General features: G+C 42.0%; 22 protein-coding genes. 11 read left to right on the plus strand and 11 right to left on the minus strand.

Annotated features, from left to right (window positions below):
• Positions 1 to 190: 190 nt before the first annotated feature.
• The 8 genes from Q4546_RS17020 to Q4546_RS17055 all read right to left on the minus strand — a co-directional run bounded on the left by Q4546_RS17020 (position 191) and on the right by Q4546_RS17055 (position 7,973).
• A complete protein-coding gene (locus tag Q4546_RS17020; RefSeq protein ID WP_102520365.1) occupies positions 191 to 607 on the minus strand; it encodes a hypothetical protein in 417 nt (138 codons plus the stop codon).
• A gap of 8 nt (positions 608 to 615) precedes the next feature.
• Entirely contained in the window at positions 616 to 1,947 is a 1,332-nt protein-coding gene (gene fliI, locus Q4546_RS17025; protein ID WP_303446705.1) for a flagellar protein export ATPase FliI, read from the minus strand.
• A complete protein-coding gene (gene fliH, locus Q4546_RS17030; protein WP_102520363.1) occupies positions 1,937 to 2,683 on the minus strand; it encodes a flagellar assembly protein FliH in 747 nt (248 codons plus the stop codon). Before fliH ends, fliI begins: the two co-directional genes overlap by 11 nt.
• Entirely contained in the window at positions 2,683 to 3,690 is a 1,008-nt protein-coding gene (locus Q4546_RS17035) for a flagellar motor switch protein FliG (RefSeq protein WP_102520362.1), read from the minus strand. The genes fliH and Q4546_RS17035 overlap by 1 nt, the downstream gene beginning before the upstream one ends.
• Positions 3,691 to 3,717: 27 nt before the next feature.
• Positions 3,718 to 5,430 carry a flagellar basal-body MS-ring/collar protein FliF gene (gene fliF / locus Q4546_RS17040; protein ID WP_303446690.1) on the minus strand — a complete coding sequence of 571 codons (1,713 nt, stop codon included), beginning with the start codon at positions 5,428 to 5,430 and terminating at the stop codon, positions 3,718 to 3,720.
• Between the two features lie 78 nt (positions 5,431 to 5,508).
• Positions 5,509 to 5,847, minus strand: a complete 339-nt coding sequence (fliE, locus tag Q4546_RS17045) for a flagellar hook-basal body complex protein FliE (protein ID WP_102520360.1) — start codon at positions 5,845 to 5,847, stop codon at positions 5,509 to 5,511.
• A 30-nt stretch (positions 5,848 to 5,877) separates the two neighbouring features.
• Complete coding sequence (locus Q4546_RS17050; protein WP_102520359.1) at positions 5,878 to 7,173, minus strand: sigma-54-dependent Fis family transcriptional regulator; 1,296 nt, start codon at positions 7,171 to 7,173, stop codon at positions 5,878 to 5,880.
• A complete protein-coding gene (locus Q4546_RS17055) occupies positions 7,170 to 7,973 on the minus strand; it encodes an OmpA family protein (protein ID WP_303446691.1) in 804 nt (267 codons plus the stop codon). The genes Q4546_RS17050 and Q4546_RS17055 overlap by 4 nt, the downstream gene beginning before the upstream one ends.
• Before the next feature lie 655 nt (positions 7,974 to 8,628).
• Here Q4546_RS17055 and Q4546_RS17060 point away from each other — a divergent pair.
• The 7 genes from Q4546_RS17060 to flhA all read left to right on the plus strand — a co-directional run bounded on the left by Q4546_RS17060 (position 8,629) and on the right by flhA (position 14,992).
• On the plus strand, positions 8,629 to 9,510 hold the full coding sequence (locus tag Q4546_RS17060) for a FliM/FliN family flagellar motor switch protein (RefSeq protein WP_102520358.1): 882 nt from the start codon (positions 8,629 to 8,631) through the stop codon (positions 9,508 to 9,510).
• The gene (gene fliN, locus Q4546_RS17065; protein WP_102520357.1) at positions 9,503 to 9,865 is read left to right on the plus strand and encodes a flagellar motor switch protein FliN; all 363 of its coding nucleotides are present in this window, start codon (positions 9,503 to 9,505) and stop codon (positions 9,863 to 9,865) included. Before Q4546_RS17060 ends, fliN begins: the two co-directional genes overlap by 8 nt.
• Position 9,866: 1 nt before the next feature.
• Entirely contained in the window at positions 9,867 to 10,595 is a 729-nt protein-coding gene (fliP, locus tag Q4546_RS17070) for a flagellar type III secretion system pore protein FliP (protein WP_303446693.1), read from the plus strand.
• A gap of 81 nt (positions 10,596 to 10,676) precedes the next feature.
• Positions 10,677 to 10,946 (plus strand): flagellar biosynthetic protein FliQ, encoded by a 270-nt coding sequence (locus Q4546_RS17075; RefSeq protein WP_102520355.1) that lies wholly within the window; start codon positions 10,677 to 10,679, stop codon positions 10,944 to 10,946.
• A gap of 39 nt (positions 10,947 to 10,985) precedes the next feature.
• Complete coding sequence (gene fliR / locus Q4546_RS17080) at positions 10,986 to 11,759, plus strand: flagellar biosynthetic protein FliR (protein WP_102520354.1); 774 nt, start codon at positions 10,986 to 10,988, stop codon at positions 11,757 to 11,759.
• A 2-nt stretch (positions 11,760 to 11,761) separates the two neighbouring features.
• The gene (gene flhB, locus Q4546_RS17085) at positions 11,762 to 12,895 is read left to right on the plus strand and encodes a flagellar biosynthesis protein FlhB (protein ID WP_303446696.1); all 1,134 of its coding nucleotides are present in this window, start codon (positions 11,762 to 11,764) and stop codon (positions 12,893 to 12,895) included.
• Between the two features lie 15 nt (positions 12,896 to 12,910).
• Positions 12,911 to 14,992: a flagellar biosynthesis protein FlhA gene (gene flhA / locus Q4546_RS17090; RefSeq protein WP_102520352.1), complete on the plus strand. Its 2,082-nt coding sequence runs from the start codon at positions 12,911 to 12,913 to the stop codon at positions 14,990 to 14,992.
• Between the two features lie 127 nt (positions 14,993 to 15,119).
• Here the strand turns inward: flhA and Q4546_RS17095 are convergent, their stop codons facing one another.
• From Q4546_RS17095 to Q4546_RS17105, 3 genes are all read right to left on the minus strand, one after another.
• Complete coding sequence (locus tag Q4546_RS17095) at positions 15,120 to 16,310, minus strand: GGDEF domain-containing protein (protein WP_102520351.1); 1,191 nt, start codon at positions 16,308 to 16,310, stop codon at positions 15,120 to 15,122.
• A 301-nt stretch (positions 16,311 to 16,611) separates the two neighbouring features.
• Entirely contained in the window at positions 16,612 to 17,259 is a 648-nt protein-coding gene (locus Q4546_RS17100) for a DUF2959 domain-containing protein (protein ID WP_303446697.1), read from the minus strand.
• 27 nt (positions 17,260 to 17,286) lie between these two features.
• Complete coding sequence (locus Q4546_RS17105) at positions 17,287 to 17,508, minus strand: hypothetical protein (protein WP_076538103.1); 222 nt, start codon at positions 17,506 to 17,508, stop codon at positions 17,287 to 17,289.
• A gap of 89 nt (positions 17,509 to 17,597) precedes the next feature.
• Here Q4546_RS17105 and Q4546_RS17110 point away from each other — a divergent pair, with 89 nt between their 5' ends.
• From Q4546_RS17110 to Q4546_RS17125, 4 genes are all read left to right on the plus strand, one after another.
• The gene (locus Q4546_RS17110; RefSeq protein WP_102439864.1) at positions 17,598 to 18,476 is read left to right on the plus strand and encodes a virulence factor BrkB family protein; all 879 of its coding nucleotides are present in this window, start codon (positions 17,598 to 17,600) and stop codon (positions 18,474 to 18,476) included.
• A 105-nt stretch (positions 18,477 to 18,581) separates the two neighbouring features.
• Positions 18,582 to 19,151 carry a hypothetical protein gene (locus Q4546_RS17115; RefSeq protein WP_102439863.1) on the plus strand — a complete coding sequence of 190 codons (570 nt, stop codon included), beginning with the start codon at positions 18,582 to 18,584 and terminating at the stop codon, positions 19,149 to 19,151.
• Positions 19,152 to 19,220: 69 nt separating this feature from the next.
• On the plus strand, positions 19,221 to 19,670 hold the full coding sequence (gene dtd, locus Q4546_RS17120; RefSeq protein ID WP_303446698.1) for a D-aminoacyl-tRNA deacylase: 450 nt from the start codon (positions 19,221 to 19,223) through the stop codon (positions 19,668 to 19,670).
• Positions 19,671 to 19,681: 11 nt separating this feature from the next.
• On the plus strand, positions 19,682 to 20,128 hold the full coding sequence (locus Q4546_RS17125; RefSeq protein WP_303446699.1) for a thioesterase domain-containing protein: 447 nt from the start codon (positions 19,682 to 19,684) through the stop codon (positions 20,126 to 20,128).
• Positions 20,129 to 20,355 lie beyond the last annotated feature (227 nt).

Genomic DNA, 20,355 nt, shown 5'->3' on the forward strand with positions numbered 1-20,355 from the left:
ATTTATTATTGAGTTCGAAGACAGAATTGTGAAGCATATTAACTAAATTGCAGTTACACAGAATCTGTTACACCCTCTGATGGCGTGTTGTTTAAACACGCTTTTTTTATTTAACTGTCTATCTTGTCATTACTTACTTATTAATTTCCTACCTGTTAATGATTCATCTATTCATTTCTTTTTTGTTAGCTTAGCGCTCAATAGTGTAGCGACCTGCTAAATCATCTAATTGCTTTTGTTCTTGTTTATCGAGCTTATGCTGGTGTTGTTGTTTACGTTCTTTATATAGCCAGCTAATACCTTGTTGGCGGCCTAATTGGTTACGCCAAATCTTATCTACCCGCAGATGCTCTTGTTCTAACAGAATTTTTTGTCGAGTTAATTTTTTTTGTAATGGCGCGATAGCGTTAATCATTTGCACGCTATTTTGCATTAGCATGGCATTAGCATATTGTTGAGGTAAATGGTGATATTCAGTCACCATTTTGGTTAGCTGAGTTTGCTGGCTAGTTATCTCTAGAATACGTTGTTGGCTGGATACCTTTTGCTGGCCCAGTTGGTGCAGTTTTCTTTCTTCTTGCTGACATAATTGATGCAGTTGTTTCATCTGATACTCTAGTTTTTAGCCTGATAGCCAAAGCTTTCAATAAGCTGTTGCAACTGCTCAATACTTTGCTGGTGAGAGGCCTGGGCGCTGGTCGCTTGCTTGAGAAATTGCGCCATTTGCGGGTAAGCTTTTACGGCAATATCTAACTCAGGATCTTGGCCTGCTTGATAGCCGCCTAGTGGCAATAGCTCTTTAACCTGTTGATATTTACTGTTGAGATGTCTAAATACTTGCGCTTGGGCTAAGCAATCGGCTGGTGCAACTTGCGCGGCAAGTCGGCTAACTGATTGGTTTATATCAATGGCAGGGTAGTGCCCTTGTTCTGCTAATTGTCTACTTAAGACAATGTGACCATCTAAAATTGCCCGTGCGGCATCGGCAATAGGATCTTGTTGATCATCGCCTTCAGTCAATACGGTATAAAAGGCGGTTAAAGTGCCTACTGGGTGCTGGCCGTTACCTGCCATTTCAACCAGGGTTGGTAGTTGGGCAAATGCTGAAGGTGGATAGCCTTTAGTGGCAGGGGGTTCGCCCAAGCTTAGCGCTATTTCACGTTGCGCTTGTGCGTAGCGGGTCAGTGAATCAACCAAGAGTAAAACGCGTTTACCTTGGTCACGGTAGGCGCAGGCAATATGGTGGCATAAACGCATGGCACGCATACGCATTAGCGGCGTCGTATCTGCAGGGGCTGCGATAACAACAGCTCGTTTACGACCTTCTTCACCTAATGATTGTTCGATAAATTCACGGACTTCGCGACCACGTTCACCGATTAAGCCAACGATAACAATATCGGCTTCTGTAAAGCGGGTCATCATGCCTAGTAACACACTTTTACCCACACCTGACCCTGCAAATAAGCCCAGTCGCTGGCCTCTGCCAATAGGAAGTAAGGCATTAATTGCGCGGATACCAACATCTAAGGGTTCAGTTATTGGCTTGCGTTGTAGTGGGTTTATGGCCTTATGTACCATAGGTACATATTGCACTTGGCTAAGCGGGCCTAAATCATCTAAAGGCTGACCTAAACCATCTAATACACGACCCAATAAGCCTGAGCCGACAGGCACTTGGCAACGCCCTGTTATTGGCATGACGCGAGCACCAGGCATTAACCCTGAGGTTGGCTCGATTGGCATCAGACATAAGGTGTCTTTATAGAAACCAACGACCTCAGCTTCAACAAGGCGGTCGTCTCGACACTCAATATGGCAACGATCGCCGGTGCCGAGTTGACACCCTACCGCTTCTAAAAGTAAGCCATTAACTCGGGTCAGTTTTCCGTAGACTTGGGCAACTGGAATAGCAGGCCAGTCAAGGATTGTCGCGCTAAGCTTCAACACTTGCCTCACTAGTTTTTGGGTTTATTGGCATGCTTTTAAGGTGAGACTCGACCTGGTCTAAACAAGAATTTAGTCGGGTTTCCATAGAGGCGTCAGCATCAGATTTATCACTCAGAATTCGGCAGCCGCCAGCGCTAATATTACTATCGGCGACCAGTGTCCAGTGCTGAATTTTATCTGCAGCAAGCTCTCTAAGTTTAGTGACAGCGCTTGGTTCTAAATGAATTTTTACTTCTGTTGGGTCGTCAGGAATCGCAGCCAGCGTTTCTTCGACTAATGCCAGTATTTGCTGTGGTTGCAATGTGAGTTCGCAGCGGATGACTTGAATCGACACCCGTCTAACAAGTTCAAGGATGAGATCTTGTTGTTGCATCACTTGCTGGGTATGACCTTCTTCTAGCAATGACTTCATTGCAGAAAGTGGCGCCATAATACTATTGAGTTGTTCATCAATACTATCTTTACCTTTTTGCTGACCTTCAATGCGCCCCTGGTTAAAACCAGATGCATAACCTTTTTGCAGGCCTTCTTCGTGGCCAGAAACTAACCCCGCTTCATGGCCTTTGGTTACACCTTCATCAAAGCCTTTATCAAACGCTTGTTGATAATCTTCCCAGCTTGGCTCGGCGCTATTAGGGTCTATTTCTGGTGCATGCAGTGGCGCAAATTGGTGGCGTCTTACTCGGTCTGCACTAAGGCGAAAACGCTCCTCAGGTATATGGGTCTTTTTCATTATTCCACCACTTGTTCTTCAAAGAGCTGCAATTCAATTTGGCCTTCATCCATCATTTGCTTTGCTATTTCCATGATGTCTTTTCTAGCTGCAATAGCTTGACTGAGTGGTACTGTACCAATGGCCTCTACCTGGGTTTCAATGGCTGAAGACATACGTTTAGGCAAGGCGCTTAACAAGGTCTTCTTAAGCTCAGTTTCAATCCCTTTAACCGCAAGGGCGAGTGTATCGGTTGGTACAATTGCCATGATTTCTTGCAGTGTTTCGGCTTTTTGACGTCCAAGAATAATAAAGTCGAACATGTTATCGGCAACTTCACTGGCTAATTTCTTATCGTGAAGTTTGATCATTTCCATTAGCTGTTCACGGTTGCCGTCAAAGCGGTTGAGGATGTCAGCCACTTGGCGAACTCCTGATACTTGAGTATGGCTTTTTTCCATGGCGATCAGCATACAGCGCTCGACTAAGTGACGTAGCTCTTCTACTACGCCACGTTCAAGCTCACCTAATTGAGCAATACGTACTAGCAGTTCATCTTGTCCTGCTTCTGGAAGCCCAGATAGCACTTTAGCAGCGCTTTCTGGTGGTAATAAACCTAGAAGAACCGCTTGTAACTGACAATGCTCATGGGTAATTTCTCGGGCAAGTAGCTTAGGGTCTACCCACTCTAATCGCTTAACCAAGGTTTTAATTTCATCACCATAAATACTATCGATAAGGCTTTTGGCGACGCGATCACCCAAGGCTAAATCTAAGGTTTTTTGTAGATATGAACGTGAGGCTCTAGCAATACCTGACTGTTCTTGATAACGGTGAAAGAATCGTCCAATAACCGCATCGGCTTCATGTTGGGTGATACTCGATAAACGGGCCATTTTATGACTGAGATGCTGGACATCATTACGGTCTAAATGCGCCATGACCTGTGCAGCCCCTTTTTCACCCATGCTCAATAAAATCATTGCTGCTTGGTCAAGGTTATCTAAATTTATATCTATTTCATTCATTGGGTTAACACCTAATCCTGTCTGCAATTATTGCTGTTTGCCATCTTTGTCACTAATCCAGTTGGCGATGACTTCAGCGACACGTGCAGGTTCTTTTTCTGCAAGTAAGCTTAAATGTTCCATCTTCACTTTGAGTGGCGAACTGGTTTCAGGTAAACCAATGCTCATTAAATCTGCATCAGACTTAGGCTGACCTAGACCCATGAGTTGGTCTGCAATGGCTTGCGGGTCATCACTGTTATTAACCAGTGGCGCTGCTTTAGGTTCTGAGTATTCCAGTGATTCTGTTTGTTGGTCATTATCTTTAAGGGCTGATAAGTCAACAGTGGTTGTTAAGTGTCTAACTAATGGACGTAATACAAAGAAAATAAGTCCGAGACCTAATAAGCAGCCAATTAAGTAGCGTAAATAAGACTCGTAACCTTCAGTTTGCCACCATGGCATTGGCTGAAATTCAGCAATTCGCACTGGGGCAAAGTCGAAGCTATTGATACTGAACTGGTCACCACGCGCAGCGGTAAACCCTATTGCGTCTTGTACCATGCTGCTCAGTGAATCGAGTTGTTGTTGTGACCAACCATCTTCACCTGCGGCTTGGTTATTAAGCAGCACTGAAATTGACACGTTTTCAAGCTGCATTTGCTGGTAGCGCGTGTGTTTTATTGAGCGTCCAACTTCAAAGTTACGGTTGGTTTGCTGGGTGACATTTCGACGTGGGTTATTGGCAGCATAGGCGTCGGCATTTGGGGCTTGGTTACTCAGTGCGCCAGGGATCCCCATCGCGAGCTCACCGTTGACTTCATTTGAGCTTTGTTGCTCTCGAGTCACAATCCCTTGAGGATCAAGAGACTCGTTGGTTTCTTCTACTTGATTAAAGTTGACCTGTGCAGCAACCTGAACTTGGAAGTTTTCTTGTCCAAGTATCGGTAAAAGCATGCTAGATGCACGATTAATCAGGTTTTGTTCTAGTTCATGGGTGTACTTAAGCTGACGATCTCGAGCTTGGGTAATATCATTATTAAGGGTCAATGCTGAACTTAAGTGATTACCTTGTTGATCGACAACCTGTACTCGTTCTGCTGTCATCCCTGTGACACTACCAGCAACTAAGTTGACAATCGATTCGACTTGTTCTGTTTGAATATTAGCACCAGCATATAAATCTAACATCACAGATGCTGACGGCAATTCCGGTTGCTGACGAATAAATAATGTTTTCTTTGGAATAGCGAGATGGACTCGTGCTGTTCTAACGGATCTTAACGCCATGATCGTGCGAGATAATTCACCTTCAAGACTGTAACGATACTTGGCTTGCTCCATAAATTGGCTGGTACCAATACCTGAGGTTTCAAGTGCTTCCATACCCATGGGTAGTTCGGCTTTTACACCGCGAGCAGCCAAAATCATCCGTGCTTTACCTAGGCGTTCTTCAGGGACTAAAATGAGCCCTGAGTTGGTATCTAGCCGATAACTGATGCCTTCACTTTCAAGTACTTCAATAATTTCTGATGATTCAACCTTTTCTTGGTTGCCATACAGTGGACGGTAACCTTGGCTGGCGGTCCACAACATCAATACGATTACGCAGGCAACAACAATAGCGAAAACGGCTAAAATGGCCACTTGCTTATCGCCGTTATTAAATTGGGTCCATTTATTTTTCATGGTTATAAATGGCGATTTTTTCGCATCAACGCTATTCATTGGTTGCTCGGCTTGAGTCAGGGTTGTGGGCATTTCTTTAGTATCCTTCCACTAAGACAGTTTTACCTAAGGGGATTAAATGTTGTTTCAGTAAAAATGGCTTACGCCAACCTAAATTGGCATTTTCATTACTTCGTCAAACGCTTGTACTAAACGATTTCGGACTTGAATCATGGCTGAAAAAGATAAACTGGCTTTTTGCGAGGCGACCATCGCCCCCACCAAGTCATCACTTTCACCACTATCAACGGCTTTAATTAACGCTGATGAAGTATTTTGGTCAGTATTAATTGCTGCGACCTTTTGCTCCATCAATTCAGTAAAAGAGGGGGTTTGCAATCCAAAGTCTCGTGGATTTGGACCTACGCTAATTGCTCCCTTTGCCATTTCTGAGTGGAGATTCATTTGGTTCATCAGAGGCGGCATGGTCACCATAGTTGCGTTAGACATTGTTTTTCCTATCTATGACTAAATTAATTTTTAGGCGACTTTTCCAAGGGCTAAATCGATATCGATCCCTTGTTCACGCATTTGGGCTATTTTGTATCTCAATGCTCTGGTAGTCATTCCGAGGGATTCAGCAGTCAGGTTTCGTTGGCCATTGAATCTTTTCAAGGTATCAATAATGTATTGGAATTCAGCTTGTCGTTTTGAGTCTTTTAAGCCTGATTCTGATGATACTTTGGCTGCTGAAATGCTTGATTCAATCCCCAGTTCAGCAGCTTGAATAGCTTGGCCACGACGTAGCACTAATGCTCGTTGAATCGCATTTTCAAGTTCACGGACATTGCCGGTCCATTGATGACTTAACATCAGTTGCCGTGCTTGATCGCTGAAGTAACAAGGTTGATCTGTATTGCAGTTGTGATACAAGTTTAAGAAGAATTCTGCTATCGGTAGTATGTCTTCACGACGTTGTCTTAAAGGGGTTATTTTTAGTGGTAGAACATCAAGGCGATAGAATAAGTCTTGTCTAAATTCGTTATTTTCCACAGCTTGACGCAAATCTTTATTGGTCGATGCGATAACGCGAATATCGAGTGAAACTGGCTTATGACTGCCTAAGCGCTCAACTTCTCGTTCTTGTAAAACGCGTAATAATTTTGCTTGTAGCAGTAATGGCATTTCGCCTATTTCATCAAGTAAAATCGTACCGCCATTGGCTTGTTCAAATTTACCTGGCTGCTCACTCACAGCACCCGTAAAGGCCCCTTTGATGTGGCCAAACAATATGGATTCTAAAATGTTTTCTGGTATTGCTGCACAATTAATTGAAATAAAAGGCTTATTAGCTCTAGCTGAATGTCGATGAATATATTTTGCTAACGGCTCTTTACCGGTACCGCTTTCACCTGTCAGCAAAACAGTAGCATTAGTGACCGCGGCACGTTGAGCAAGCATGAGCAGCTGTCGACTAACAGAAGAGGCTGCGACAATTTCAGTGTCTGTTTTATCCAGAGTTTGTAAGCGAACGAGCAGCGATAGTAATTGTTGATTATCAATGGGTAACAGAAGGTAATCTTGAATGCCTGCTTGCATTGCCATGGAGGCTAATTCTGTTTGCTCAGGATCAAGTAATGCTATTTGATTTTTACTTGGATAAAGCGCGAGCTTCTGAATAACTTGTTCAGGGGTACAGTCTGATAAGTTAATGATTGATAACCATGGCGGGGGCATCATATTGTCCCATAATTCAAAGCCATGATTGCTCAGCAGTTTAGCGCCTTGCTCATTTAGTCTAGTTTCAACTAATTGAATTCGAAATTGCTGACTCATTGACTGACCTTAGCCGTTTTGGAAGAAGCTTTGGTGGTCCCTTTAACTAACCTGACCATCACTCGGCGATTTAATTCTCGACCTTGTGCATTGTTAGTTGCAATTGGATTACGCGAACCATGATGTCTGACTTGGATCATGTTGACAGAAACCCCTAGTTCAATCAGCCTTGATTGTACTTCTAGCGCACGCTCTTTACTGAGTTGTAAATTAATAAAACGATCCCCAGAATCGTCTGCGTGACCATCAACTAATACTTCAGTCACCGTCGGATCTGCACTGATATAGCGTGATATTGCGATCAGATCTTGTTCGATATCAGCATCCAGCTTGCTGGAATTACTGTCAAAGGTTAAATCAACCCGACGGACGTAAGAAAAGGGTTTAGGCAGTAATTCCTGCTGACACAAGCGAAATTGTCTTACTGCTGAGCGAGTCGAAACTGGAGTCGAGTTGACTTGGTACTGCACCCCGTTAATGGGTGCTATGTTGGCTTGCCATGTTTGCCCTTGCTCTAGTGCTTCTAAAAATGCACGGCTGTTACGACTGGTATGGGCAAAGCTTCCACGCCATGTTAATTCTGAATGGGTAAAAGGTTTATTATGTTGTTGTTGCCACGCTGAACTTTCAATATAAATATCACTGGTGGTATCAAATAAACGAAGCCAATCAGAATGTAGACTGATTATTAATTCGTCACCAGGGTATGCCGTTATTTTATACTGGCCAAAGCCGTCAACATCATGGCTTATTTCACAATTAAAAATATCACCATTATATAGCCATGATGCTTTCTCCATGGTTGTTTTATAAATGTTATTAATTGTTTCCGCATAAGCGTTAAATGGGAAAGTAATTGTGATAATTGTTATAATTGTAAACTTATTCAACTATTAATATCCCTTAGTAAATATTCTGTTCTATTGAGTACATTAGAATTTCGCAGTATTAGACACTAAAACAAAAGTTATTAAAATATACTTTTTATAAAAAATATAAACAAATATAAATTTTGTGATGTAGTAATGTTTTTCAAGTTGTTTTTGATGTTTTAAATGTTGTAGTATCCCCGCTAAATTACAGTGAACAAATAAATCTAATAAAATTAATAGGCATTGCTGATTTAATCTATTGTTATTTAAGGTTTAATTTGCATTAGCTGCTAGGTCTTAATTTATTAATTCAATATTAATTTATTATTAATTTATTATTAATTTATTATTAATTCAATTTAAAGTTTCATTTTTATATTCGCTGGTTATATATTCGGTACTTATTCACATGGCGTCAAAATAAAGTGCAAAGTCATTTTTATGGCAGTCTTTGTTCGTCTTTGATATTTATTGGGTGTAATTTGTATTACAAGGTTTTATTGTAGCGCCCATGTTTAATTTTGTTTCTTTTGTGGGCAGTAATAATGCGATGCTTTAAATTTAAGTGAGTTTCAAAACAAGAATGAAAACTACAGCCAAAGCAAGTTTAATAAAGAAGCAGAATCTAGAAAAAGTTAGATCTGTTGTCTTAGTACAAGAGAAATTAGCTCGAAGTCGGCTTTTACTTCAATTAGAACGTTGTCATCGCTCATTGCTTGACAATATTAATGACTTGCTTGGCCCATTAATTAGCCAAGGTCATCATTCTTTATCGCGAGTTGAATTATCTGCCGAATCTACCGCGATTAATCCTAATCTTAACCATGCTTGGTTTTTAATGAGCTATCGACGTACACCACTGGCTTGGTGGCGCATTGATAAGTGCACTTTAGATCAATTGGCGAGTGGCTACTATGGCAGTTTTTCTAGTCCACTACAGTCACCATTACGTGCGCCAAGTTTATCGGAGTTTAGGTTAGTAAAACGATTATTACGTTCAGCCTTAGATGTTTTACCTATTACAGAACTTGATAATGAAGGCTTAGACCTTGAGCTCGTCGTCAATACCACGCCACTTGAAGTGCCATTGCTATGGACGTTGAATTTTCCATCCGAACATGTTGGTCCGCCAATGCTGTTATGTATGACCGAATTTGCTTTAGGTTTAATGGCTGAGCAACCAAGTGAGTATCAAGCTGCCCCTGATTTATCTTCACAGTTGAGCCAAAGGCTAAGGCAAATTCCAATCAAGGCGACGTTGGAACTCGGTAATCAGAATGTACCGATTACATCACTTGAAGGTCTAAAAGTGGGCGATATTATCCCCATGAATTTACATTCTAGATGCCCCGTTACTATTGGTCATCGCCCGTTATTTTATGCCACTGTCCATTCTAATGAAGGACAATTGGTCGCCAAACTTACCCAGGAAGCGTTTCACTCAGAGGACACTAACCATGCCTGAAAATATACTATTACAAGACGATGATTTTCTATTAGATGACGATTTATTGTTAGAAGATACATTGGTTGATTCAAAGCCTGCACCGAAAGCAAAAGTGCTAAAAGATATGTCTTTCTTCCATCAGTTACCTGTTCAAGTCACACTTGAATTGGCCAGCACTGAAATGTCTTTAGGTGAGTTAACACAGATGGGCGAAGGCGATGTTGTCGCACTGGATCGCATGGTGGGTGAACCATTAGATATTCGGGTTAACGGTGCTTTGCTAGGCCGAGGCGAAGTGGTCGAAGTTAAAGGCCGTTACGGTGTGCGATTGTTAGAAGTTGAAGCGATCAGTTTAACTGGAGCGAACGACTAATATGTTGCGAGTCACTCTGCTGCTGTTATGTCTGTTAGCACCTAATGTTTATGCTAATGACGGCTTAACTCTGTTTACATTAGCAGATGGCGACCAATCACAAACAGTCAATATCAAGTTAGAAATCTTAGCCATGATGACAGTGCTAAGTTTTCTACCCGCGATGTTGATGATGATGACCAGCTTTACGCGAATCATTATTGTGTTATCCATTTTAAGACAAGCGTTAGGTTTACAGCAGAGCCCACCTAATAAGGTGCTTATTGGCATTGCGCTGATATTATCTATTTTCATTATGCGTCCTGTTGGCGAGGTGATATATGAAGATGCCTTTATCCCTTATGACAATGGCCAGATTGAACTCACTGAGATGGTTGCGCGTGCTGAAGTGCCAATAAGGCAGTTTATGATGGCGCAAACTCGTGAAACTGATTTAGAGCAAATGCTAAAGATTGCTAATGAACCCGTCACATTAACAGCCAATGAAATCCCATTTTTTGTATTAATGCCAGCCTTTGTTCTTAGTGAACTTAAAACGGCATTCCAAATTGGTTTTTTACTCTATATTCCATTTCTTGTGATCGATCTGGTGGTTGCTAGTGTCTTGATGTCGATGGGTATGATGATGCTATCGCCGCTTATTATTTCATTACCTTTTAAGTTAATGGTGTTTGTTTTAGTTGATGGTTGGGCTATGACAGTAGGCACTTTAGCTGCCAGTTTCGGTTAGCTAGGGCTGACATGATGGTACATATGATTCAACAGACAATGTTAATAAGCCTCATGGGTGAAAGCTATCAGGAGTTAGATTATGGATGTTAATGAGTTAACGTCTTTTTTTGCTGATGCCATTTTCTTGGTGGTCATGATGGTGGGCGTATTGGTGGTACCGGGCTTGTTAGTCGGCTTATGTGTTGCAGTCTTTCAGGCTGCGACCCAAGTCAATGAGCAAACCTTGAGCTTTTTACCCCGCTTGGTCATAACGCTGCTGATGGTGTTATTTGCCGGTGAATGGCTATTGATGAAAATAAGTGACTTATTTGAACAACTATTTATAAGTATTCCCCATGTCATTGGTTAGGGTTGCAGCAATTAACTTGAAGTCTGCAGGTTCGGCGTAATGCTGTCGCTGACAGGCGCTGAAATCAGCAGCTTTATTGGTACTTTTTGGTGGCCATTTTGCCGATTTATGGGGGTGTTTATGGTGATGCCCTTTTTTAGCAGCACGTATATCCCTGTGAAGGCGAGACTATTATTTGCCATTTTATTAAGTGCATTAGTCGCGCCACTCATCCCCGCTGTGCCCATTGTTGATGCCTTATCCATTGGCTCATTTTTACTTGCTGTTGAACAGCTGCTTGTGGGCTTTATGATGGCGCTATTTTTACTCATCATGATCAGCGTAATGACCCAAATGGGCGCGATGATGTCAATGCAAATGGGCTTGGCAATGGCCATTATGAATGATCCCGCCAATGGTGACTCTAACCCTATTATTAGCCAATTGTTTTTGCTTTATGGCACGTTATTGTTTTTGGCGTTAGATGGGCACTTAGTTGCGATAGGGATTGTTGTTGACAGTTTTTATCTGTGGCCTGTGGGCATGGGGATTTTTGAATTGCCTTTAATGGGCTTAATTGACCGAATAGGTTGGTTATTCGCGGCAAGCTTTATGTTGGCAATACCCGCGATTGTAGCCATGTTGATGGTCAACTTAACTTTTGGTGTGTTAAGCCGCTCAGCGCCATCTTTAAACATTTTTGCACTTGGCTTTCCCATGTCGATGTTAATGGGCTTGTTATGTGTCTTTTTCTCTTTTAGTGGCCTAGCTAGTCGCTATAGTGATATTTGCCTCGATGCATTGTCGTCGATGCATCAGTTTATCGGGGGGTAGGTATGAGTAGCAAAGATAGTGGCCAAAGTAAAACAGAGCAAGCTACCCCGCAAAAACTCCGTAAAGCGCGTGAGCAAGGTCAGGTTCCTCGTTCGAAAGATTTGGCAGCTTCAGCCTTGATTATTGGTTGCGCCATTATGCTCACCAGTAGCGCTGATTGGATGGCCAGCGAGGTGGCGGAACTGACTCGTTTTAATATGATACTAACCAAAGAGCAGCTTAACGTACCCGATATAATGCAGCAGCATATGGGCGCAGCATTGCTGGCTATTTTGAGCCTTCTAGGGCCGCTTTTTTTACTGGTAGGCATCATTGCTATGGTTGCAGGTGCTATGCCTGGCGGGCCATTATTTAACATAAAAAATGCCTCGTTCAAATATAGCCGTATTGATCCTATTGCTGGTTTAGGCCGCATGATATCAATGAAATCATTGGTTGAGTTAGTTAAGTCAGTTCTCAAAATTACTCTGCTGGTCAGTATTATGCTGTTTTTCTTACAGAGCAATCTGCAATCAATTATGGCTAGTAGCCAAATGCAGATTGATGATGCTGTAAGAAGTTGTATTGATACTATTTCGGCGGGACTGTTTTATCTTGGTACTGGGTTGCTATTGATTACTTTTATCGATGTACCTTATCAGTATTGGCATCATCACAATGAACTTAAAATGTCTTTCCAAGAAGTGAAGGATGAGCATAAGCAGCAGGAAGGTAAGCCTGAAATTAAGGCGAAAATTCGTCAAATGCAGCAAAAAATTAGTCGCTCTCGTGCTGATGTTGCAGTACCGCAAGCGAATGTATTACTGGTTAACCCAACTCATTACGCGATTGCATTAAGGTACGACGCCGATAAAGCTGATGCTCCATTTGTTATAGCTAAAGGTGTTGATGAACTGGCGCTATACATGCGTGAAGTTGCTCAGCTTCATGATGTTGAGGTGATTGAAATCCCTGCGTTAGCAAGGGCAATTTATTATTCCACTAAAATTGAACAACAAATTCCAGCAGCACTGTTTATCGCCATTGCGCACGTACTCAGTTATGTATTGCAAATAAAAGCGGCAAGGAGTGGTGCTCAAGCCAAGCCTGATCCGTTACCACATTTTTATATTCCCCCTCATTTACGACATGATTAAAGGAACCATTAAACCATGAACTGGTTTTCGCAAATTTTTTCTGGCAGCCGAAGCTATATCGGTATTCCGGTAATGTTATTAGCTGTGCTCGCAATGGTGATCTTGCCATTGCCGCCATGGCTATTGGATATTTTATTTACCTTTAACATTGTCCTTGCGGTCATGGTGTTGCTGGTTGGTGTATCAATTAGACGACCACTGGAATTTTCAGTTTTCCCTACGTTATTGCTACTTGCAACGCTATTACGACTGACTTTGAACGTGGCCTCTACTCGCGTGGTACTGATTGAAGGTCATCAGGGGGGAGACTCTGCTGGTAAGGTGATTCAAGCCTTCGGTGAAGTCGTTATTGGCGGTAACTATGTTGTTGGTGCTGTTATCTTCCTTATTTTGATGATCATTAACTTTGTGGTTATCACTAAAGGTGGCGAACGAATATCTGAAGTGTCAGCCCGATTTACCTTGGATGCACTTCCCGGTAAACAGATGGCTATCGATGCTGACTTAAACTCAGGTGTGTTAACCCAAGAACAAGCTCGAGCAAGGCGCCAAGAGGTTGCCCGAGAAGCCGATTTTTACGGTTCGATGGACGGTGCTTCAAAGTTTGTTCGTGGTGATGCTATCGCTGGTATTCTTATCTTAATGATTAACATCATTGGCGGTATCGCTATTGGTGTATTCATGCATGATATGAGTGCTTCAGATGCCTTTAAAACCTTTGCACTTCTCACTATTGGTGATGGTCTTGTTGCACAAATTCCTTCGCTTTTATTAGCCACTGCAGCGGCAATTATTGTTACTCGTGTTTCTGATGCTGAAGAAATGCCAGAGCAATTGCAAAAGCAACTATTGGCCAATCCTAAGACGTTAGCAACCGCCTCTATCGTGATGTTCATTTTGGGTATCGTACCTGGAATGCCAGGCATGGTGTTTATCTCTTTTGCTGTAATATTGGCGTTTTCGTCTTGGAAGCAAAGTCAGAATAAACCGGAAGTCGTAGAATCCAAACTTGAAGAAAAACTCGAAAGTAATACCGCTGAACCATCACCGCCGAGTTGGGATGCATTACCTTATACAGATTTAATTGAAGTGCGCTTAGGTTATCAATTGGTACATTTAGTTGAACGTACTAAAGGCGCAGAATTACAAAAACGGCTCACGGGTATTCGACGTACCTTGTCCGAGCAAGCGGGTTTTTTACTCTCAGAAGTGCGGGTCAGGGATAATTTGTCATTAGCCCCAAATGCTTATCAAATTAATTTAATGGGTAATCCGGCAATAACAGCAGAATTGCAATCAGATAAATTGATGGCCATCAAAAGTGGGCCGGTATTTGGTGATATTGATGGGATTATTACCAAAGAGCCTGCTTACAATATGGATGCTATTTGGATTGAGCAGGACTTAAAAGCGCGCGCATTAAATTTAGGCTATTCAGTGGTTGATAATGCGACTGTGATTGCAACGCATGTGAGTAAACTTATTCGTGAAAACTTATCTGATATGCTGCAACATGATGATGTATTAGCATTAAGTGATCGCTTAGCTAAACAGTCACCTAAGTTAGCAGAATCATTAAATACCGCACTAACGCCCATTATCCAATTGAAGGTGTATCGGCTGTTATTAAAAGAGCAAGTGTCACTGAAAGACATTCGCACCATTGCGACCACATTATTAGATTGTAGTGAGAATAGTAAAGATCCGGTGTTGTTAGCGGCAGATGTGCGTTGTGCATTGCGTAATAACATTGTTCACAGTATTGCAGGTGCCAAGAGTAAGCTTAATGTATTGACGCTGACGCCTGAACTTGAGCAAACTTTGATGACGGCTTTTAATCAATCACAGCAACAAGGGCAGGTGTCGTTAGACAGCTTTCCTGTTGACCCAACTCTACTAGCACAACTTCAGCAGGGCATGCCACAGCTGCTCGCTGAGGCGAAAGAGCAGGGGCATAGCCCGATGTTGCTTGTCGCGCCGCAATTAAGGCCGATATTAGCACGTTATGCATTAGCCTTTGCTAGGGGCTTGCATGTACTGTCTTACAATGAAATCCCCGAAAGTCGTGAACTTATGGTGGCAGGACAATTAGGTTAACACTTGCTGAGTTAGCCATACTTTATCGTAGATCCAGTATCGATTATTGTTGATATGCCCACTCACAAAAAAGCCCAAACCTATTGATTTGGGCTTTTTTCGTTAGGCTGATATTAAGCTCAAAACGTTAAAATCGTACTTGGTTTCGACCGCGATCTTTAGCGCGGTATAAGGCTTTATCGGCTTGTTTCATACTTTGCTCAAAGCTTTCATCAGTTTGATGTTCTGCACAGCCGATGGAAACGGTAACGCTGACTGTTTTCTTTTTCACTGGTGTTTTCTGGCGATTTTTCTTCGAGCTTTGTTTTCGACCTTCATCCCGCAGCACAATGTCATAATCTTCAATGCTTTGCCTAACGTCATCAAGGTGAGAATAGACCTGGTCAATGTTTTTACTTGGGAAAACAATGGTGAACTCTTCACCGCCATAGCGGAAGGTTTTACCGCCGCCAGATACCTTAGCTAGTTTTATTGCCACCAACTTGAGTACGTCATCACCTACGTCATGACCGTAGGTGTCATTGAAGCTTTTGAAGTGGTCTATATCAACCATCGCGACAGTATATTTTCTTCCTAGAGCTAAGCTCAGATTAAATAAGGCGCGTCTTGATGGAAGGCCTGTGAGCTCATCACGATAAGCCAAAAAGTATGAGTCAAATAACACAGTCACTAAATAACTGGCGGCTATCAAACTTAGCAATACTGACAAGGGTAAATTTGTTGGAATAAGGAAGTAACCTAGCCATAGCAATAAGCTAATCCCCAAGCTCGTTTGAGCTAAATTACTTTTCCAACTTAGCTTGCTAAAAATAATCAAAGCTAATGGATAGATAGGTAATAAATGCAGTGGGGATTTATCGATTGATAAACCCAAGCGTTGCTGAAAACCACCAATAGGACTTGGGTAAGTCGCAATTAATTTAACCCAAATATATGCCATTACACCGCACAGTAAAATTCCGCCTAAACGAAAGAAGCTATGAACACTGACGACACCGCGATCTTTGATAAAACAGAACATACCAATCACTAACGTACCAAATAAAGGTAGAAATTGATGTGTGAGTGGGGATAAAAGTAAGCTGTTGTTTTGTAGGGAATAAAATATCAATAACATCAAGCCTATATAAAATAGGCGACTACGATTGAATTGCAAGCAAATCAAAGATGATGCGACTAGCAACCAATAAGGTGCGAAGTACAGGGTGTCTTGCCAACTTTGCCAATGGTTTTGAAAGTGTTCAAGTAGTCCTAGAGTGATTATCGTAAGAATAAACGGCAGGATAAAAAAGCGCATGTAATGAAGTAAACTGCTCATTGATTCCACCATATTGAATTGAGTTTAAGAGGGGATTTTTTTTGCTGCATCATTTTTAGATCAGTTGAAAACTGCTAGTAACAGAGCGACATTCGCAATGATAAACTGAAATATAAATCAATCGGTCATAAACTAGTGGTATTTGTGAAGTACGAAGTGAGAAGGAAAAGTAAAGCTGTCCAAGCGAAGTGGTTCTCGGGGGAGGTATGGGTGATATTTGTAAAATAAACAGGACGCCACTTTGTTAATAAACAGTAGAGTCCTGATTCAGGTAAACCTTTTGGCTAGATGGAGAAGTCGCTTAACCTTTTTCCATGGCTTCAATAAACTCATTCGATTCAGCAATCGATTTATTCATTTCACTGATCAAGCTAGTAATATCAGATTGCAGGCTTTGGAATTCACCTTTAATGGCACCAATGGCTTGCGCATTAAGATTATGTTTTAAGTACAACATATTATCTTTCATTGCCGTCAGAATAGGAGGCATTTTTGCTTCTGCGCGGCGCATGCCTTTCACTAATGAATCATACGAGCGCTGGGTTTCTTTCAGTTTAGAGGTGCTATTGCGGCGCAGGCTGGCTTTGCTGATTTCTTGAATTTCAGTTTCCCACTCTTCAAATAATGCCTCAGCAACTTCTTCAACATTATCGATGCGATCGCCCACTTCATCAGCGGCTGACTGCGCTGAATCATATTCATCTTTAGCTTTGTTATAAGCATCTTCAAGATCGCCACCATCAAAGGCAAGTAACGCCTGCATTTCTTCTAACGCAGAACTAAATTGCTCTTGGGCTTCTTCTTGGGACTCTTTTGCTTCCTGGACGCGATCAACCATGATGTCACGCTTGTGGTAGCCGACCTTTTCCATGGCGCCATAATAAGCGCTTTGACAACCGCTAAGTAGTAAGCTGCTACTCAGTAATGCCAAGGATATCCATTTCTTCATTGTTTACTCTCTTATCGTATTATCGAATTAGTCGGCGGTAAATGTGGCAGCATCAATAATGCTCCAAAGGTGAAGTATGGCACCAATAATGGCTGGGATGATTAATACCCAGAAGAAGTAACATACTGCTGTAAGACAGAAAAATAGAATTGCAGCTATAATACGACCTTGAACCAGTTGACCTAAACCTGGGAAAAAGAAACTGGCGATGGCGGCAATCACATTACCAGCAGAACCTTGTTGAGACATTAAATCGCTCCCTTGGAGTGTAACTATCGTGTTATAACATTGTACGAATTAAAACGCAGAATTGAAAATAAAATAATCAAGAGAATATTGTGACAAATAAGATAGATGTAGCCTATATCCAACGAGTTTTTATTAGCATTTGGCAATTTATACTTCACCTTAAGCAGCGCTTGGTAGAAGATCAAATCAATGTCAAAGCCGGTCACTTAGCCTATGTGACACTATTATCACTAGTGCCAATGGTGGCGGTGACCATGTCGATGTTGTCGGCGTTTCCAGTATTTAAAGGTATTCGCGGTAAAATTGAGAGCTTTATTTACGACAACTTTTTGCCTGCCGCTGGCGATACCGTACAGGTTTATATCAATGAATTTGTTGAAAATGCCTCAAAGGGCACCTTTGTCGGGGTGATTGCGTTAGTGGTGGTGGCCTTGTTGCTGATTTCTGCTATCGATAAAGCGCTGAATAATATTTGGCGTACCACTGAAAGCCGCTCTTATATGGTGTCTTTTTCTATGTATTGGATGGTACTGACATTAGGGCCAGTATTGATTGGTGCCAGCTTAGTGGCAACCTCTTATGTGGTGTCATTAACGGTATTTGATAATAGCGAAATATCAGGCTTAATGACTTGGCTGGTTGAGCGTTTGCCGATGTTGTTTTCTGTGGCCTCGATTTTACTGTTGTATATGGTGGTGCCCAATAAAAAAGTGCATTTTTTACATGCCTTATTAGGTGCTGTGGTAGCGGCGATGCTATTTGAAGCGGGTAAAAAAGGTTTTGCCTTTTATGTGACGCAGTTTCCCAGTTATGAAGCCATTTATGGCGCGCTAGCCACCATCCCGATTTTGTTTGTGTGGATTTATGTGTCGTGGATAATTGTTTTATTAGGCGCAGAAATAACGGCCGCGATGCCTGAGTACCTCGATACCGGGATTTTTTCTACTTCAGAAGATAATGAGAAGTAACACAAGCATTATAAATACACCGACTGGGCTTAGCACTTGAGCCTGACATGAGTGTTAACTTGCGATACTTTATCGCTAGCAAAGATAACTTAACAAGGAACGAAAATGAAAAAATTGATACTTGCAGCATGCGTAATAGGGTTATCTGCTTGCGCCGCCACCGAAAATACCACAGAAGATACTGTAGTTTCTGCTGCTCCTAAGATGATCAACATGGCTAATATGAGCGATGAGCAAGCCGCTGAAGAATTATATAAAACGTTGCTAAACGCCAGTTACTTAGCCACTAAACTCAGCCCTAATAGTGTGGCGGTGCAATTTGGGGAAACTCAGTTTGTGCTGCAGCCTAGCATGAGTGAGCAAGGGGTCGATCGTATTCTTACCAATCGATTGTTTGCGGTGCATCCGCAATTACATGGCAGTAAAGAGCTATTGTTGTTAATTGGCTCACTAAACCAAAAGCTTAATTTTGCTAAGTTCGTCATTCGCGACAATGGGGCGGTGATCCAAGTACAAGGCGCTGCGACATTTGTTGATTCCATTGAACTGGAAGAATTACGCCGCTTTATGTTGTGGACTGATGAAGGCCTTAATCAAGTGGGTAAATCATTACCCAAAGGATCTGAGCATTTAATTAAACCGATCCCAGTGATGAAACAAGATATCGCTGGCTAAGGTTATTGTTGGTGTAGGTAAATCCGCAAGTAATCGCACAATTCTTCACGTAAGTATTAGGAAGTAACATTGATTGGCTTAATCCAAAGGGTGACACGTGCCAGTGTCACCATCGACTCTGAGCTAGGGCAAGAAGTCACCGGTAGTATCAATAAAGGTTTATTAGTGCTGCTTGGGGTGGAACGTGACGATGACATTGAGAAAATGCAAAAGCTGGCCAAAAAAGTCATCGGCTATCGTGTGTTTAGTGATGAAAACGGCAAGATGAATTTAAATCTGCAACAAGCTGGTGGTGAGTTACTGGTAGTGTCGCAGTTTACTTTAGCGGCAGATACAGGCAAAGGATTACGTCCTAGTTTTTCTCGTGCAGCAACGCCAGATCAAGCCAATGAGCTATATGAAGCTTTCGTGGCTTTTTGTCGTGAACAAGGGGTGACAACTGCTACAGGCTCTTTCGGCGCAAACATGAAGGTAGAGTTAGTTAATGATGGTCCTGTGACCTTTAATTTACAGGTTTAAAGGAGCACATTATGGCGGCTAAAGAGCAACTTATTGAACTGCAAAACACTTGGTATCAAACCATTCCTTTGAGTGAGTTTATGCAAGTGCAGCCGCTGAGTTTTCAGCAGCAAACACTCACAGTTACCGCGCCGCTCGAGCCCAATATTAACCTGCATCAAACCATGTTTGCTGGCAGTATTTATACCCTGGCTACCCTAACGGGCTGGGGGATGATGTGGTTACAGCAAAAGTTGCAAGGTTTTAGTGGTGATATCGTATTAGCGGATGCACAAATTCGCTATAGCGCGCCCATTACTGAAGCGCCTATCGCCAGTGTTATTTGGCCAGATGTTTTATTAGCAAGCCTTGCTAATGGCGGCAAGGTAAAAGTGAAACTTGAGGTACAACTTCATTGTAAAGATACGCTTTGTGCCAGCTTTACTGGGCTGTATTTTAGCATTGCTAAGTTAACTTGATTTAAGCTATGCTCAAGATACTGTGGTGTTAGATCAGAAGATGATTTAAGTATTAATATGTCACTATCTGTTGTAGTCGCGATTAAGTCTAACTAATTTAATTTATTGCAGTTAATGCTGAATTGTTAATGGGTTAACTAATCAATTCGGGTAGACAGTGCCGTGAAGCTGAATTAGCATTGAATACTTTATCTAAAAAAATAGCGACACTCATGTCGCTATTTTTT

The organism is Shewanella sp. 4_MG-2023 (assembly GCF_030548015.1).
Classification (GTDB): Bacteria; Pseudomonadota; Gammaproteobacteria; order Enterobacterales; family Shewanellaceae; genus Shewanella.

Bases quoted from the DNA above. Each gene is read 5' to 3' on its own strand.
- Q4546_RS17020 (WP_102520365.1), bottom strand. From the start codon at position 607: ATGAAACAACTGCATCAATTATGTCAGCAAGAAGAAAGAAAACTGCAC.
- fliH (WP_102520363.1), bottom strand. From the start codon at position 2,683: ATGAAAAAGACCCATATACCTGAGGAGCGTTTTCGCCTTAGTGCAGAC.
- Q4546_RS17035 (WP_102520362.1), bottom strand. From the start codon at position 3,690: ATGAATGAAATAGATATAAATTTAGATAACCTTGACCAAGCAGCAATG.
- fliF (WP_303446690.1), bottom strand. From the start codon at position 5,430: ATGCCCACAACCCTGACTCAAGCCGAGCAACCAATGAATAGCGTTGAT.
- fliE (WP_102520360.1), bottom strand. From the start codon at position 5,847: ATGTCTAACGCAACTATGGTGACCATGCCGCCTCTGATGAACCAAATG.
- Q4546_RS17050 (WP_102520359.1), bottom strand. From the start codon at position 7,173: ATGAGTCAGCAATTTCGAATTCAATTAGTTGAAACTAGACTAAATGAG.
- Q4546_RS17055 (WP_303446691.1), bottom strand. From the start codon at position 7,973: ATGGAGAAAGCATCATGGCTATATAATGGTGATATTTTTAATTGTGAA.
- Q4546_RS17060 (WP_102520358.1), top strand. From the start codon at position 8,629: ATGAAAACTACAGCCAAAGCAAGTTTAATAAAGAAGCAGAATCTAGAA.
- fliN (WP_102520357.1), top strand. From the start codon at position 9,503: ATGCCTGAAAATATACTATTACAAGACGATGATTTTCTATTAGATGAC.
- fliP (WP_303446693.1), top strand. From the start codon at position 9,867: ATGTTGCGAGTCACTCTGCTGCTGTTATGTCTGTTAGCACCTAATGTT.
- Q4546_RS17075 (WP_102520355.1), top strand. From the start codon at position 10,677: ATGGATGTTAATGAGTTAACGTCTTTTTTTGCTGATGCCATTTTCTTG.
- fliR (WP_102520354.1), top strand. From the start codon at position 10,986: ATGCTGTCGCTGACAGGCGCTGAAATCAGCAGCTTTATTGGTACTTTT.
- flhB (WP_303446696.1), top strand. From the start codon at position 11,762: ATGAGTAGCAAAGATAGTGGCCAAAGTAAAACAGAGCAAGCTACCCCG.
- flhA (WP_102520352.1), top strand. From the start codon at position 12,911: ATGAACTGGTTTTCGCAAATTTTTTCTGGCAGCCGAAGCTATATCGGT.
- Q4546_RS17095 (WP_102520351.1), bottom strand. From the start codon at position 16,310: ATGAGCAGTTTACTTCATTACATGCGCTTTTTTATCCTGCCGTTTATT.
- Q4546_RS17100 (WP_303446697.1), bottom strand. From the start codon at position 17,259: ATGAAGAAATGGATATCCTTGGCATTACTGAGTAGCAGCTTACTACTT.
- Q4546_RS17105 (WP_076538103.1), bottom strand. From the start codon at position 17,508: ATGTCTCAACAAGGTTCTGCTGGTAATGTGATTGCCGCCATCGCCAGT.
- Q4546_RS17115 (WP_102439863.1), top strand. From the start codon at position 18,582: ATGAAAAAATTGATACTTGCAGCATGCGTAATAGGGTTATCTGCTTGC.
- Q4546_RS17125 (WP_303446699.1), top strand. From the start codon at position 19,682: ATGGCGGCTAAAGAGCAACTTATTGAACTGCAAAACACTTGGTATCAA.